Annotated in this window: 12 protein-coding genes and 2 tRNA genes; 6 read left to right on the top strand and 8 right to left on the bottom strand. The window is 71.0% G+C overall.

The annotated features are described in order from the left end of the window. Window positions 1–146: 146 nt before the first annotated feature. From G6028_RS08855 to G6028_RS08845, 3 genes are all read left to right on the top strand, one after another. A complete protein-coding gene (locus tag G6028_RS08855) occupies window positions 147–869 on the top strand; it encodes a TetR/AcrR family transcriptional regulator (RefSeq protein ID WP_182609688.1) in 723 nt (240 codons plus the stop codon). Next, a complete protein-coding gene (locus G6028_RS08850; RefSeq protein ID WP_194306924.1) occupies window positions 866–2,461 on the top strand; it encodes an MDR family MFS transporter in 1,596 nt (531 codons plus the stop codon). Before G6028_RS08855 ends, G6028_RS08850 begins: the two co-directional genes overlap by 4 nt. Window positions 2,462–2,592: 131 nt before the next feature. Next, window positions 2,593–3,537, top strand: coding sequence for a hotdog domain-containing protein (locus G6028_RS08845; protein ID WP_179525507.1), 945 nt, complete (start codon window positions 2,593–2,595; stop codon window positions 3,535–3,537). A 140-nt stretch (window positions 3,538–3,677) separates the two neighbouring features. On the opposite strand, the gene G6028_RS08840 is transcribed toward G6028_RS08845, so the two are convergent. The 3 genes from G6028_RS08840 to gltX form a co-directional block, all read right to left on the bottom strand. Beyond that, window positions 3,678–3,750: transfer RNA gene (locus G6028_RS08840), tRNA-Glu, on the bottom strand. Between the two features lie 53 nt (window positions 3,751–3,803). Then, window positions 3,804–3,875 (bottom strand) — tRNA-Gln (locus G6028_RS08835). An 80-nt stretch (window positions 3,876–3,955) separates the two neighbouring features. Next, window positions 3,956–5,440, bottom strand: coding sequence for a glutamate--tRNA ligase (gltX, locus tag G6028_RS08830; RefSeq protein WP_182658658.1), 1,485 nt, complete (start codon window positions 5,438–5,440; stop codon window positions 3,956–3,958). A 123-nt stretch (window positions 5,441–5,563) separates the two neighbouring features. Between gltX and G6028_RS08825 the strand changes: the two genes are divergently transcribed. After that, window positions 5,564–6,694, top strand: a complete 1,131-nt coding sequence (locus tag G6028_RS08825; protein ID WP_182641134.1) for an isochorismate synthase — start codon at window positions 5,564–5,566, stop codon at window positions 6,692–6,694. 48 nt (window positions 6,695–6,742) lie between these two features. Here G6028_RS08825 and G6028_RS08820 read toward each other — a convergent pair whose 3' ends face one another. The 5 genes from G6028_RS08820 to serA all read right to left on the bottom strand — a co-directional run bounded on the left by G6028_RS08820 (window position 6,743) and on the right by serA (window position 12,836). After that, window positions 6,743–7,537: a fumarylacetoacetate hydrolase family protein gene (locus tag G6028_RS08820; RefSeq protein ID WP_182641135.1), complete on the bottom strand. Its 795-nt coding sequence runs from the start codon at window positions 7,535–7,537 to the stop codon at window positions 6,743–6,745. Window positions 7,538–7,547: 10 nt separating this feature from the next. Further along, on the bottom strand, window positions 7,548–8,261 hold the full coding sequence (locus G6028_RS08815; RefSeq protein ID WP_182658657.1) for an exonuclease domain-containing protein: 714 nt from the start codon (window positions 8,259–8,261) through the stop codon (window positions 7,548–7,550). Then, complete coding sequence (locus G6028_RS08810) at window positions 8,261–10,123, bottom strand: DUF294 nucleotidyltransferase-like domain-containing protein (RefSeq protein ID WP_182658656.1); 1,863 nt, start codon at window positions 10,121–10,123, stop codon at window positions 8,261–8,263. Before G6028_RS08810 ends, G6028_RS08815 begins: the two co-directional genes overlap by 1 nt. Before the next feature lie 84 nt (window positions 10,124–10,207). Beyond that, entirely contained in the window at window positions 10,208–11,227 is a 1,020-nt protein-coding gene (locus tag G6028_RS08805) for a 3-isopropylmalate dehydrogenase (RefSeq protein ID WP_182658655.1), read from the bottom strand. 16 nt (window positions 11,228–11,243) lie between these two features. Further along, on the bottom strand, window positions 11,244–12,836 hold the full coding sequence (gene serA, locus G6028_RS08800; protein ID WP_179525514.1) for a phosphoglycerate dehydrogenase: 1,593 nt from the start codon (window positions 12,834–12,836) through the stop codon (window positions 11,244–11,246). 145 nt (window positions 12,837–12,981) lie between these two features. Here serA and G6028_RS08795 point away from each other — a divergent pair, with 145 nt between their 5' ends. Continuing rightward, window positions 12,982–13,563 carry a hypothetical protein gene (locus G6028_RS08795; protein WP_182609682.1) on the top strand — a complete coding sequence of 194 codons (582 nt, stop codon included), beginning with the start codon at window positions 12,982–12,984 and terminating at the stop codon, window positions 13,561–13,563. Continuing rightward, window positions 13,560–14,063 (top strand): FAD-dependent oxidoreductase (locus G6028_RS08790; protein ID WP_182658654.1); only part of this gene is annotated, 504 nt, incomplete at its 3' end. The genes G6028_RS08795 and G6028_RS08790, both read left to right, overlap by 4 nt.

Here is a 14,063-nt window from a genome sequence, read left to right as displayed (position 1 = left end):
AGGGCGGCGTCCTAGGCCGCTAGACGACGGGGGCCTGGTACGCCTCGACTCTAGCGACCCGACCGGCGCTCCACAAAATCGGCGGGCCGACCGCCGTTCACCCGGTGTAAATATGCACTCAGTCTACTTTTCTGTAGACTCTCCTGGTGACCTCACCGCCGGAACCGGACTCCCTCCGCGAGCGCAAACGCCGCGCCACGATGCTCGCCATCGAGGACTCCGCGACCTCCCTCGTACTCGAGCACGGGTACGACTGTGTGACGGTGGACCAGATCTGCGCCGCCGCCCAGGTCTCCAAGCGCACGTTCTTCAACTACGTGCCCTCGAAGGAGGCCGCCGTCATCGGTTCGCCGCCCCGGGACGTCCCGCTCGCGGTCCGCCGGGAATTCCTCGACGCTGCCGACCCGGACGTCCCCGGGGCGCTCCTGAGGCTGTTCCTCGCGGCGTTCGCGGCCGCGCGGATCGCGGACGACGCCCAGACCGCGACCCTGGCCCACCGTCGAGCGGAGATCTTCCGGGCCGACCCGGACCTCGGGGTGGCCCGGGTGACCGCGTCATCTCACTTCCAGCTCCGTCTGGTGGACCTGGTGACCGAACACTTCGAGCGCCACCCGGCCCTGCGCCGCCTCGACGGGGTCGCGGCCAGGGCGGAGGCACGTGCCTACGTGGCTCTCGTGGCCGCCTCGGCCAACCTCGGGCTGTCCACCTGGTTGACACGGGAGGCCGCGACGTTCGCCGACCTCGACGCCGAATGTGCCCTCGCCCTCCGGCAGCTCGCACTTCTCGTCACCGCGCCCTCCGACGCCACGCCGGCCGGGACCAGACCGGCCGGGACCATCTCCCCTGAGACCTCGGGAACCACGTCATGAGCGACACCAGCACGAACGACACCAGCACGATCGCCACGGACGATCGCCGACCCACCGGACCGGCTCCGGCATCCCACAACGTGCCGCTGGTCTTCACCTCCCTGCTGCTGGGGATGCTCATCGTGTCCCTGGGCCAGATGATCTTCGCGACCGCGTTGCCCACGATCGTGGCGGACCTCGGCGGGGTCGACAAGATGAGCTGGGTCATCACCGTCTATCTCCTGACCATGACCATCGGGCTCCCCGTGTACGGCAAGCTCGGGGACCAGATCGGCCGAAAGCCGCTCTTCGTCGCCGCCATCCTGCTGTTCCTCGGCGGCTCCGTACTCGGGGCCCTCTCGTGGAGCATCGACATCCTGATCGTCTCGCGCGCGATCCAGGGCCTGGGAGGTGGCGGCCTGATTGTGCTGTCGCAGGCGATCGTCGCCGACGTCGTCCCCGCCCGGCAGAGGAGCCGGTACATGGGGGTCATGGGGGCCGTCTTCGGACTGTCGTCGATCCTCGGTCCGCTCCTGGGCGGATTCTTCACCGAGGGCCCGGGCTGGCGCTGGGCGCTGTGGTTCAACCTGCCGATCTGCCTGCTCACCCTCGTGGTGGCGGTCCTCTACCTGAAGCTGCCCACCCGCGGCACGGGCCGCAGCACGGACTGGCCGGGCACCGTCCTCATGGTCACGGCCACCACGGCGCTCATCCTCGTCTGCTCGTGGGCCGGTAACCGCTACACGTGGACCGACCCCGTGATCCTCGGCCTCGCGGCGCTGTTCCTGATCTGCGCCGCGGCGTTCGTCCTCGTCGAGTTGCGATCGCCGCACCCACTGATCCCCATGACGCTGTTCGCGGAACGCAACTTCGCGCTCTCCACGGCCGCCGGGCTCATCATCGGCGTGGCGATGTTCGGGACCATCACCTACCTGCCCACCTACATCCAGATGGTCCACGGGCTCGGGCCCACCGACGCCGGACTGATGATGACCCCGATGATGGCGGGGATGATGGGAACCTCCATCGTCGTGGGCAACATCGTGAGCCGTACCGGCCGCTACAAGTGGTACCCCGTGGTCGGGACGGTCATCATGTCCGTGGGTCTGTGGCTCATCAGCTCCCTCGAGGCCGCCGACACCCTCCTGCACCTCGGAGCGGTCCTGTTCGTGTTCGGCTTCGGCCTGGGCCTGTGCATGCAGTTGCTCGTCCTGATCGTCCAGAACTCGTTCCCCGTCTCGATGGTCGGGACCGCCACCGCGTCCAACAACTTCTTCCGCCAGATCGGCGGGACGCTGGGATCGGCGATCGTGGGGTCGCTCTTCGTCAGCCGCCTGGCAGATCTCATGGGCGACCGGATCCCGGCCGCGGCGTCCGCGATGGGGCCGGAGGGGGCCGAGGTGGCCGCGTCGTTCGCCGAGGGCTCCGGCGCGGCGAACTCGATGAGCCCGGAGATCCTCGCCGGCCTCCCGGGGCCCCTGCACGACGCGATCGTGGGGTCCTACAACGACGCCCTGGTGCCGATCTTCCTCGTCGTGGTCCCCCTGCTGCTCATCGCCACGGTGCTGCTGCTGTTCATCCGGGAGGACCCCCTCAAGGAAACGGTCGACTGACCCCCGCGGCGGATCGGACCCGCCGACCGGGTGGCGTGCTCACCGCGCCGCCGGACCGGGGTGAGCACACCGACACGCGATCCACACCCGCGGCAACCGCCCCGTTACGCGACGGCGATAGCTTGCCCAGCGTGAACACTCCCCGAGAGACCGTCCTGCGTTTCCTCGCCGCACCCACCGACGTCGGCACCGGGAACCAGGTGCACACCGGCCGCATCCTCGAGTGGATCGACAAGGCCGCGTACGCCCAGGCCGCGGTGTGGTCCGGCGGGTACGCCGTCACCGCCTACGTGGGCAACGTCCGCTTCTCGCGGCCGATCGAGGCCGGTGAACTCGTCGAGGTGTCGGCGCGACTCGTCCACACGGGATCGACCTCGATGCACATCCAGTGCGACGTCCGGGCCTGCGACCCCGTGACCCTCGACTTCCGCCACTGCGCGGAGTGCCTGGTCGTCTTCATCGCCGTCCGCGAGGGGAGACCCACCCCGGTGCCGTCCTGGCGGCCCGCCTCCCGGTTGGAGGTCCACGAGTCCGACGAGGCGGTGATGCGCATCGCCCTGCGGAAGGACATCGAGGACGCCATGGCCGTCCAGAGCTATACCGACGCGGGAACCGCACCCCGATCGGCCCTGCGGTTCCTCGCGGCCCCCGGTGACGTGAACTGGGGCGGCAACGTGCACGGGGGGCGCATCATGTCGTGGATCGACGACGCCGCGAACCTGTGTGCGACCCATTGGTCGGGCACCCCGTGCACCTCCGTGTACGCCGGCGGGGTGCGCTTCTACCACCCGGTGAAGATCGGCCACGTCGTCGAGGTGGAGGCCAGGCTCCTGCACACCGGTCACGAGACGATGCACGTGTCCGTCCACGTGCGGTCCGGTGAGCCCACGTCACCCGAACGGGTGCTGACGACCCATTGCCTGGCCGTGTGCGCGGCTCTGGGCCCGGATCTCCGCCCCACCCCGGTCCCCCACTGGACCCCGCTGACCGCGGAGGACCGTGATCTCGACGAACACGCGCGGCACCTCATCCGGCTCCGAGGACGGGGGCGGGTCGACGTGACGACCGCCGGTTGACCGGACCAGTCCGTCCGTTCTCCCCCGATCGGAAGAAGGACGGCGCCGGGATGCACCGGGGTGGAGAGGACCGGGGTGGAGAGGACCGGGCCGAGAACGAGAAAACGCCCGGAGCATGATGCTCCGGGCGTTCTCGTGTGTACCCCCGATGGGATTCGAACCCACGCTACCGCCGTGAGAGGGCGGCGTCCTAGGCCGCTAGACGACGGGGGCTCAGGACGCGGCTCCGCGAGGAACCGCTGCAGTGAGCGCTACAACGCGCTCAGCTGGCCTACCAGGACTCGAACCTAGAACGACGGTACCAGAAACCGCTGTGTTGCCAATTACACCATAGGCCACTGTATTCACTTGTCCGCCCCGTGCGGGGCGACCTCGAAGAGACTATCAAAGCACCGAGGGTGAATAGCAAATCGCCAGGTCATTCAGCGATGGGCGCGGCCTGCAGGCGGGCCAGTGTGACCTCGCGACCCAGCAGTTCCAGCGACTCGAACAGCGGCGGGGAGATGTGCGATCCGGTCACCGCGACCCGCACCGGACCGTAGGCCTTACGCGGCTTGAGCCCGAGCTCGTCGACCAGCGCGACGGAGAGCGCGGCCTCGATCGCGGGGGTGGACCACTCCGGCACCGACTCCAGTGCGGCCGCCGCCGCGTCCACCACCTCGCGCGCATCGGCCTTGAAGTTCTTGGCGGCGGACCCGGGGTCGACGACGAACTCCGACTCGTCCACCACCAGGAACCGGATCAGGTCCCACGCGTCGGACAGCACGACGATGCGGGTCTGCACCAGATCCGCGAGCACCGCCCAACGATCACCATCCAGCTCCGCGGGCAGCGTGAGTCCGTCCTCGGACGGGTGTGCCTCGAGGAAGTCCCGCAGCCGACGCGCGAACTCCTCCGGCGGGAGCCGCCGGATGTGCTCGGCGTTGATCGCGTCCGCCTTCTTCTGGTCGAAGCGCGCGGGGTTGGCATTGACCTGGCGCACGTCGAAGGCCTCCACCATCTCCCGGAGGGAGAACACGTCGCGGTCGTCCGACAGTCCCCAGCCCAGCAGCGCCAGGTAGTTGAGCAGCCCCTCGGGCAGCATGCCGCGGTCGCGGTGCAGGAACAGATCCGACTCGGGGTCCCGCTTGGACAGCTTCTTGTTGCCGTCCCCCATCACGAACGGCAGATGCCCGAACTCGGGCACACGGTCTGCGACCCCGATCCGGGTGAGCGCACGGTAGAGCGCGATCTGCCTGGGGGTCGAGCTGAGCAGGTCCTCGCCGCGCAGGACGTGGGTGATCTGCATGAGCGCATCGTCCACCGGGTTGACCAGGGTGTACAGCGGGATCCCGTTGCCCCGGGTGAGCGCGAAGTCCGGAACGGTGCCGGCCTTGAACACGGTCTCCCCGCGGACGAGGTCGTCCCACCCGAGGTCCTCGTCCGGCATCCGCAGCCGGATCACGGCGCCACGGCCCTCGTCCCGGTAGGCCTGCTTCTGCTCCTCCGTCAGGTCGCGGTCGAAGCCGTCGTACCCCAGTTTGGGGTCGCGCCCGGCCGCCCGGTGGCGCGCCTCGACCTCGTCGGCGGTCGAGAAGGACTCGTAGGCCTCACCGGCGTCGACGAGCCTGCGCACCACATCGAGGTGCTGGTCGCGTCGTTCGGACTGGCGGTAGGGGGCGTACGGACCGCCCACCTCCGGACCCTCGTCCCAGTCCAGCCCGAGCCACCGGAGCGCGTCGAGCAGGGCCTGGTAGGACTCCTCCGAGTCGCGTGCGGCGTCGGTGTCCTCGATGCGGAAGACGAAGGTCCCGCCCGTGTGCCGGGCGTGAGCCCAGTTGAACAGCGCCGTCCGGACGAGCCCCACATGAGGAGTACCGGTGGGCGACGGGCAGAAACGGACACGGACGTCTGGGGCTGTCATGCGCACCATCCTAGTGACGGTCCCGGCTCGCACCCCCGCGCAGGACCGGCCTAGGATCGGCGGGTACCCGTGGCCCGCCACTCGCGCGCGATCCACGCACATCGGAGTCGAGGGAGGCGAGCCGTGGCGTCAGGGCCCCACCCCGACGCCGCCAGGCCTGTCACCGCCCCGGATTTCCTCCTGTCGCGCCACACCGGATCGCTGCGGACCCAGGGCTCCCTCCGCGCCTTCCCCGACCCCGCCGACGCGGCGCTGGCCCTCCGGTCCGGACGCTGCGGGCTGGTGGTGGGCGCCATCGGGTTCGAGCCGGACGCCCCGGCAGCACTGGTCGAGCCCGACATCGTGGTCCGGACCGACGGCCCACTCGAGCCGCCCGCCTACTTCCGCTCGCTCCGCACGCGCGCCCGCGTCGTCGAGGAACTGCCCTCGACTGAGGCCCACCGGAGACGGGTGGCCACCGCGATCGCGGGTATCCGGGCGGGTGGGCTGGACAAGGTGGTGCTCGCGCGCGCGGTCCGGCTGCTCGCGGACGACCCGATCGACCCCCACGCCGTGTGCGCGGCGCTCATCGATTCGAGCCCGTCGGCCGATGGATTCCTGGTCGACCTGTCCCCCGCCGGCGGGGTCCACTCCGGCAGGATCCTGGTGGGATCGAGCCCGGAGCTCCTCGTCCGTCGACGGGGTGACGTGGTGGAGTGCCATCCGCTCGCCGGATCCGCCCCCCGCTCCCGTGACACGTCGGTGGACCAGGCCGCGGGACGGGCACTGCAGGCCTCGGGCAAGGACGCCGCCGAGCACGCGTTCGTGGTGGACTCCCTGGCGACGGCGCTCGCCCCCCTCTGCCGGGATCTACAGATCCCCGAGCGCCCGTCGCTCACCTCCACCCGTGAGATGTGGCATCTGGGGACGCGGATCCGCGGACGGGTCGCCGACCCGCGGACGACCGCGCTCGACCTCGCGCTGGCCGTCCACCCCACCCCCGCCGTGTGCGGAACCCCCACCGATGAGGCGCGGCGGGTGATCGCGGGTCTCGAGGGCCGGCGGGGCTTCTACTCGGGTGCGGTGGGATGGGCGGACGCGGGCGGAGACGGCGACTGGATGGTCACCATCCGCTGCGCCGAGATCGACGCCGATCGCTCGGGGGCGATCGCCTGGGCGGGCGGGGGGCTCGTCGCCGACTCCGACCCCGACGACGAGGTGGCCGAGACCGCCGCCAAACTCCGCACGGTCCTCACCGCGCTGGGCGCCGTGTGACCGGACCCCCCGACCGGGTCTCGACCGTCAGGCGGGTCGGGACCCGACCTACCTGTCGACGACGGGGTTGGTCAGCGCTCCGATGCCCTCGATCTCCACGGTGACCCGGTCACCGGGGAGCATGGGGCCGACGCCGGCCGGGGTTCCCGTCAGCACGACGTCGCCCGGGAGCAGCGTCATGACCCTGCTGACGTACTCGATGATCTCCCCGACGGTGTGCATGAACTGGGAGGTGTTGCCGTCCTGGCGCAGCTCCGAGGACCCGTCCGGGTGGTGCAGCGTGGTGCGGACGTCGAGGCCGTTGGGGTCCAGGTCGGTGACGATCCAGGGGCCCAGCGGGCAGAAGGTGTCGTACCCCTTCCCGCGGGTCCACTGACCGTCCGCGAGCTGCTGGTCGCGCGCCGTCACGTCGTTGGCGCAGGTGTACCCCAGGATCACCTCGTGGGCCCGGGCGGCCGAGACGTCGCGACAGGGCTGACCTATCACCACGGCGAGCTCACCCTCGTGGTCCACCCGCTCGGAACTGGGCGGGTACGCGATCCCGGCCTCGGGGCCGACCACCGAGGTGTTGGGCTTCAGGAAGATCAGCGGCTCGGCGGGCGCCTCGGACCCCATCTCCTCGGCGTGCTCCGCGTAGTTCTTACCGACGCACACCACCTTGGAGGCGAGGATCGGAGCGAGCAGACGGACGTCGGCCAGCGGCCATTCGCGGCCGGTGAACTCGGGGGTGCCGAAGGGGTGTTCGGCGATCTCCGCGCAGGTGAGGGTGGCGGGATCGGTGACATCACCGCGGACTTCGACGAAGGCGAATCCCTGCGGGTGGGCGATACGGGCGAGACGCATACCCGCGATCCTATGCCGTTCGCAGATCCCGGAGCGTCGTGACCCCGCGCTCGTGCAGCTCCGCGGTCTGGGCCAGGTAGAGCTCGGCGCAGGCGAGCGCGTCGATCAGCGCATCGTGCGCCCGGTAGCGGGGGAGCCCGTACCGCTCCCTGGCGCTCCACAGCCGGAGTTCGTCCGGGGAGGACTCCGGGGCGAATCCACTGTCGACGCCCGCGCCGAGCACCCGGCGGTGGAGTTCGAGGGTGTCGACGGGGACGAACGGCGGCCGCACACCGTGCCCGGAGGTGCACAGAGCGCCGAGGAAATCGGTTTCTATACGACTGTAGTGGGCGATGAGCACCCGGCCGGTCAACGCCTCGAAGACCCGGTCCAGGAAGACGTCCACGCTCACCCCTGTCGCGACCGTGTCGTCGGTGATCCCGTGCAGCGTCGCGCTCTGGCCCACTCCCTCCACGTCGTCGGCACCCTCGGCCCGCAGGAGCAGGGACCGCGCGCCGCCGAGGACGATCCGGTCACCGTCCACCGGTACCAGCCCCACGGACAGAACCCTGTCGCGGCGCGGATCGAGGCCGGTGGTCTCGACGTCCATCGCCAGCAACGGCAGATCCGCCAGTGGGGTCGACGGCTCCGGGGGCGGGGTCTCGAGGTAGCGCCGCAGCGGACCGTCGGGAAGCCGTCGTGCGGTGCGTCGACGTCGCCCGGACCCGGTGAACCACTCACGCATCACATCTGCCCGACCCGGTATTTCAGGGCGAGCGAGCCCTGCACCCCGGCGATGATCCGGAACGCGGCGCGGAGACGGTGACGGTCGGCGGAGCTCAGCGTTCCCGGATCGATGTGGTTGTCCTGAGGGTCGTCGTCCGCGATCTGGCGCGCGTGGTGGCGGTAGGTCAGACCACGCAGGAACCGGAAGGCCTCGCCGAGATCCTCCGCGTCGGCGCGCGCGATGACGCCGGCCCCGGCCGCGGCGTCGAGCCGACCGAGGGTGGACACCTCGTCCAGCCCCGCGGAGAGGGCGTAAACACGCGCGATCTGCACCACGGGCGCGATCCCGCCGGCCTTGAGGTCCAGGGTGTTGCGGTACTCACCCCGTCGTGCCACCACCAACCCACGGAAGAACCCCAGCGGCGGCTGCCATTCGCACGCTATGCGCGCCAGGTGGGCCTGGAACCGTCGACTGCCCTCGGCGCGAGCGAGCATCTCGTCACGGACCCGCATGAACAGCGAGGTGTCCCCGTGCACCGGGCGGATGTCCAGGAACACCTGGGAGTGCAGGACGGCGTCCGCTCCCGGCGCCCGCACCCAGTCCCCCACCTGGCGCTCCCAGGACCTGCACGTGCGACGCCACGCCGGGTTGGAGGCCATGACGTCGCCCGGACACAACGGGAATCCGGCCCGGTCGAGACCGGCGCACACCTCCTGCGCCAACGCGGCGAAGTACCGGTCCGCATCCGGTGTCGTCTCCGCCTCGTCGTCGAGGATGAGCGCGTTGTCCTGGTCGCTCGCCACGCCGAGCTCCCCTCTGGCCTGGGAACCCAGGCCGACCCAGCAGTACCCCACGGGCGGCGGTCCGAGGCCGCTCTCCGCGAGTGAGATCAACCGTCGCGTCGCGGCGTCGGCGGTGGCGGTGACGACGCGACCGATGTCCTGGGGGGCGGTGCCACGGCGGACGAACTCGCCGACCAGGGCGGGCAACCTCGCCGCCAGGCGCGCGACCCCCTCGGGGTCGGGCGCGCGGGCGATGCGGGCTGCCAGGTACACGGGGTCGGTCTGGGCCAGTCGGAGCAGGTCCCCGCTCGTCACCATCCCCACGGGCACGCCGCCCTCGCAGACCGGGAGGTGGTGGACCCCGCGGTCGATCTGGAGGAGCGTCGCGTCGAACGCGCGCGTTCCCGCGTCGACCGACACCGGGTCCGGGGTCATGATCGTCGACACCGGCGCCCCGGTGTCCCCGTCGACCGCCACGACCTTCGAGCGCAGGTCCCGGTCGGTGAAGATCCCCACCACGCGGCCCGATTCCACCACGAGCAGCGCGGATACGCGGCGTTCGGTCATCAGGCTCGCGGCGTCGCGGATCGTGGTGTCGGGGCCGGTGGTCACCGCGTCGCGGGCGAGCAACTCCCCGACCGGCGTGCCCAGCGCGTCCCCGCCCGCGGCCTCGAGCCGCGCCGAGGCGAGGTCCTGGCGGATCCGGTCGCTCCGTTCGCCGAAGAACCGCCGCAGATGAGGGTGCTCGGTGGCCAGGTCGTCCAGGACCCCGGCCGGCATCTCGAGCAGCAGGGTGTCGGCCACCGCCACGATCCGGTAGCGCGAGGGCCCGCTGTGGGACAGGGACGAGTAGCCGAAGCAGTCTCCCTCGCCCCGGGCGTCGAGCAGAACGCCGTCCGGGTCGCACACCTCCACGGCACCCGACCGGATGATGTGCAGGGTGTCGTTCCGGGCACCGGCGTCGAGGATCACCGTTCCCCGGCGGTGGTACCGCTGTGAGAGCCGCGCGGGGATCCGGTCGAGCTGGTCACCGGGCAGCTCGTCGAAGGGGGCGCAGCGGGCGAGGAAATCCCTCACCTCGGCGAGTTCGACGTCCATGGGTCCACTCTGTACGCCGACGGCCCGCGGTGTGATCCGCTTCACGCGATTCACACCCGCGGGCCGCGGGGTGGTGCCCGGTTCCTAGTCGCTGACCGCCGACACGATCCGGTCGCCGACCTCGGAGGTCACCACGGGACGGTCTCCACGCGACCCGAGGTCCGCCTCGACCGCGGCCTCCACGCGCTCGGCCTCGGCGACCCTGCCCAGGTGCCTCAACATCAGCGCCACCGACAGGATGGCCGCGGTGGGGTCGGCCTTGCCCTGCCCTGCGATGTCCGGGGCGGAACCGTGCACCGGTTCGAACATGGACGGGTTGGTTCCCGAGGCGTCGATGTTCCCCGACGCGGCGGTGCCGATGCCCCCGGTGACGGCGGCGGCGAGATCGGTGATGATGTCGCCGAACAGGTTGTCGGTGACGATCACGTCGAAGCGCGAGGGTTCGGTGACCATGTAGATCGTCGCGGCGTCGATGTGGCAGTAGTCGACCGCGACCTCCGGGAACTCCGGGGCCACCTCGTCGACGGTGCGCTGCCAGAGCCCACCCGCGTTGACCAGCACATTGGTCTTGTGGACGAGCGTCAGCTTCCCTCGGCGGGACCGCGCCCGGCCGAACGCGTCGCGCACCACGCGCTCGACGCCGAAACGGGTGTTGACGGAGGTCTCGGTGCCGATCTCGTGGGGTGTCCCCACGCGGATCGCCCCACCGTTGCCGGTGTAGAGCCCCTCGGTCCCCTCGCGCACCACGACGAAGTCGATCTCACCCGGGTCCCTGAGCGGGGTCCCCGAACCGGGGTACAGCCGCGACGGGCGGAGGTTGACGTGGTGGTCGAGCGCGAACCGCAGTGGGAGCAGCATCCCGCGTTCGAGCACCCCGGCGGGCACCGATCGCGGATCGCCGATGGCCCCGAGCAGGATCGCATCGTGACCCTTGAGGCTCTCGATGTCCGCCTCGGTCAGGGTCTCCCCGTTGCGGAGATACCGGCGCGCGCCCAGGTCGTACTCGGTCTTCTCGACCCCCGGGACGAGCGCGTCCAGGACCCGGATCGCCTCGGCCGTCACCTCGACACCGATCCCGTCCCCGGGGATGACTGCGAGCTTCATGATGTCCGACCCCCGCTCAGACCAGGGAGATCTGGGTCGCCGTGGCGTCGAGCTCGGAGACGATCCGGTCGACGGTCGGTTCGGCGACCGCACGATCGACCCGCAGGATCAGCGAGGCACCTTCACCGGTGACGTCCTGGCTGAGCGCGGCGGCCTGGATGTCGATGCCCTCCCCGCCGAGGATGGAGCCCACCTTTCCGAGCACGCCCGGGCGGTCGGAGTAGTGGACGAACAGGTTCTGACCCTCGGCACGCATGTCGAAGCCGCGCTCGTTGATCCGGACGATCTTCTGCACCTGGTCCAGACCGGCCAGCGTGCCGGTGACATGGGCCGACGCGCCGTCCGCGGCCACCGCGGTGACGGTGACCGTACTGCGGTAGGACTTCGACTCGCTGCGGGTCTCGACCGAGTGCGTGACACCGCGCTGCTCGGCCATCTGGCCGACGTTGACGAAGGTGGCGGGCTCGTCGGTGATGGCGGAGAACATCCCGCGCAGGGCGGCCAGACCCAGCACGTCCACCTGCTCGGCGGCCAGTTCGCCCGCGACCTCGACGGTCACGGTGGTGGGCACACCCGGGCACAGGTGACCGGCGATGAGTCCGAGCTTCCGGACGAGGTCGAGCCACGGTGCGACCTCGTCGCCGACCGGGCCGCCGGTGACGTTGACGGCGTCGGGGACGAACTCCCCGCGCAGGGCGAGCAGCACGCTGCGCGCGACGTCGGTGCCGGCCCGGTCCTGCGCCTCGCTCGTGGAGGCACCCAGGTGCGGCGTGACGACGGTGTTCTCGAGGTCGAACAGCGGCGAGTCGGTGCAGGGCTCGGTGTCGAACACGTCCAGGGCGGCGGACCGCACCTTGCCGGACCTCAGGGCCTCGACGAGCGCGTCCTCGACGATGAGTCCGCCGCGGGCGGCGTTGACGATCACGACGCCGTCCTTGGCCCGGGCCAACCGCTCGGCGTCGAGCAGGCCGGCCGTCTCCTTGGTCTTGGGCAGGTGCATCGTGATGATGTCCGCGCGGGAGACCAGCTCATCGATGTCCACGAGCTCGATCCCGAGCTGGGCCGCGCGGGCGGCGGGCAGGTAGGGGTCGTAGGCGATGAGGTTCGTCTCGAACGCCGCCAGACGTTGTGCCACGAGCTGACCGATCCGACCCAGGCCCACCACGCCGACGGTCTTCCCGAGCAACTCGACGCCGTTGAAGGAGCTGCGCTTCCAGGTGTGCTCGCGCAGGGTGCGGTCGGCGGCCGGGATCTGGCGGCAGGCGGCCATGAGCAGGGCGACGGCGTGCTCGGCGGCCGAGTGGATGTTGGAGGTGGGCGCGTTGACCACCATGACGCCGCGCTCGGTCGCCGCGGGGATCTCCACGTTGTCGAGGCCGACACCCGCGCGACCGATGATCTTGAGCTTCGGGGCGGCGGCCATCACCTCGGCGTCGACGGTCGTGGCGGAGCGGACGAGGATCGCGTCCGCATCGGCGACGGCCTCGAGGAGCTTGGGACGATCCGGGCCGTCGACCCAGCGGACCTCCACGGCGTCGCCGAGCGCGTCGACGGTCGACTGGGCGAGCTTGTCGGCGATGAGGACGACGGGACGTCCGGATGCTGTCACAGTGGGATCTCCTCGGTGTCAATTTGGGCACACCCAGTCTAGGCCACCGCACACCGCCGAGGACCAGTGGCCGGGGTGGCCCGGGACGCCTACCGTGGCTGATGTCACCGCAGGCCCCGACCGACGTCCGACGAACGGATCACCTATGTTGCGCCCGCCCCGGTCGACCGGTTTCCCGGTCCGCCTGCCCAGCCCCTGGATGCCCGTCCTCGCCCCCGCGCGCGGCTCGACCGCGGTCGCCTCCTATCTCCGGGCACACCTCTACGGGGCGGCGGTGGGTCGCAGCCTCCTGGACCACTGCATCCGCGCCGTCGACGAGACCGACAAGACCCGCCTGGAGCCCCTGCGCGCCCAGTTCGAGCAGGAGATCGACACCGCCGCCGCGCTGCTGGCCCGGCTGACCCCCATCGGGACCCCGGGCCGGCGACTGCTGCGACTGTCGACCGGTCTCTCGTTCTCCGTGCTTCCGGTGGGGCCGGTGCTGAGCGATCCGCTGGCGCGGCTCGCGCTGCTGGAGGCGCTACGCACCCTCGTGGTGGCCAAGCGCTCCATGTGGGAACTGCTCGCGGACTCGTGGGTCGCCGACCAGCCCTCACGGGGCGACGACGACGAGGTGGGCGGACCCGGCACCCGACGCGTCCTCCTGGATCTGGCGGAGCAGGCCGTGGCCCAGGAGAAGGTGTTGGAGGAACTGCGCCGGACCTACGGCCTGGCGGTGTTCGAGTGAGGTCCTCCGCGCCGGTGCGGGCCGACGTGGTGGTGGTGGGGTCGGGGCCGAACGGCCTCGCCGCGGCACTCCTGTGCGCCCGCGCGGGCCGTCGCGTCGTGGTTCTCGAGGCCGAGGACACCATCGGGGGCGGGTGCCGCACCCTGCCCATGGACGGCATGCCGGGTGATCTCGGCGCGGACCTCGTCGTCGACCCGTGTTCGGCGGTCCACCCGATGGCCGCCGCCGCGCCGTTCTTCCGTCATTTCGACCTCGCCGAACACGGGGTGGAGCTCAGGACGCCGCCGGTTCAGTTGGCCCATGCGCTCGCAGGGCGCGATGCGATCGTCGTTCCGTCCGACCCCTCCCCCGGCGCCCTCGCCGAGGGCCTGGGTTCCGAGGCGGAGGCCCGCGCCTGGTGGCGGGTCATGGGTCCGACCGCCGAGCGGTCCCTCGAGGTGGTGGCCGCGGCGTTGTCCGACCAACGGTCGGTCCCCCCGGTCGCCGCGACGGCGGCCCTG

The sequence above is a fragment of the Dietzia cercidiphylli genome (assembly GCF_014145145.1).
Classification (GTDB): Bacteria; Actinomycetota; Actinomycetes; order Mycobacteriales; family Mycobacteriaceae; genus Dietzia; species Dietzia natronolimnaea.
The sequence above is the reverse complement of the archived record's forward strand: the minus strand, read 5'-3'. Positions and strand labels throughout refer to the sequence as shown.

Bases quoted from the DNA above. Each gene is read 5' to 3' on its own strand.
- G6028_RS08850 (WP_194306924.1), top strand. From the start codon at position 866: ATGAGCGACACCAGCACGAACGACACCAGCACGATCGCCACGGACGAT.
- gltX (WP_182658658.1), bottom strand. From the start codon at position 5,440: ATGACAGCCCCAGACGTCCGTGTCCGTTTCTGCCCGTCGCCCACCGGT.
- G6028_RS08820 (WP_182641135.1), bottom strand. From the start codon at position 7,537: ATGCGTCTCGCCCGTATCGCCCACCCGCAGGGATTCGCCTTCGTCGAA.
- G6028_RS08815 (WP_182658657.1), bottom strand. From the start codon at position 8,261: ATGCGTGAGTGGTTCACCGGGTCCGGGCGACGTCGACGCACCGCACGA.
- G6028_RS08810 (WP_182658656.1), bottom strand. From the start codon at position 10,123: ATGGACGTCGAACTCGCCGAGGTGAGGGATTTCCTCGCCCGCTGCGCC.
- G6028_RS08805 (WP_182658655.1), bottom strand. From the start codon at position 11,227: ATGAAGCTCGCAGTCATCCCCGGGGACGGGATCGGTGTCGAGGTGACG.
- G6028_RS08795 (WP_182609682.1), top strand. From the start codon at position 12,982: ATGTTGCGCCCGCCCCGGTCGACCGGTTTCCCGGTCCGCCTGCCCAGC.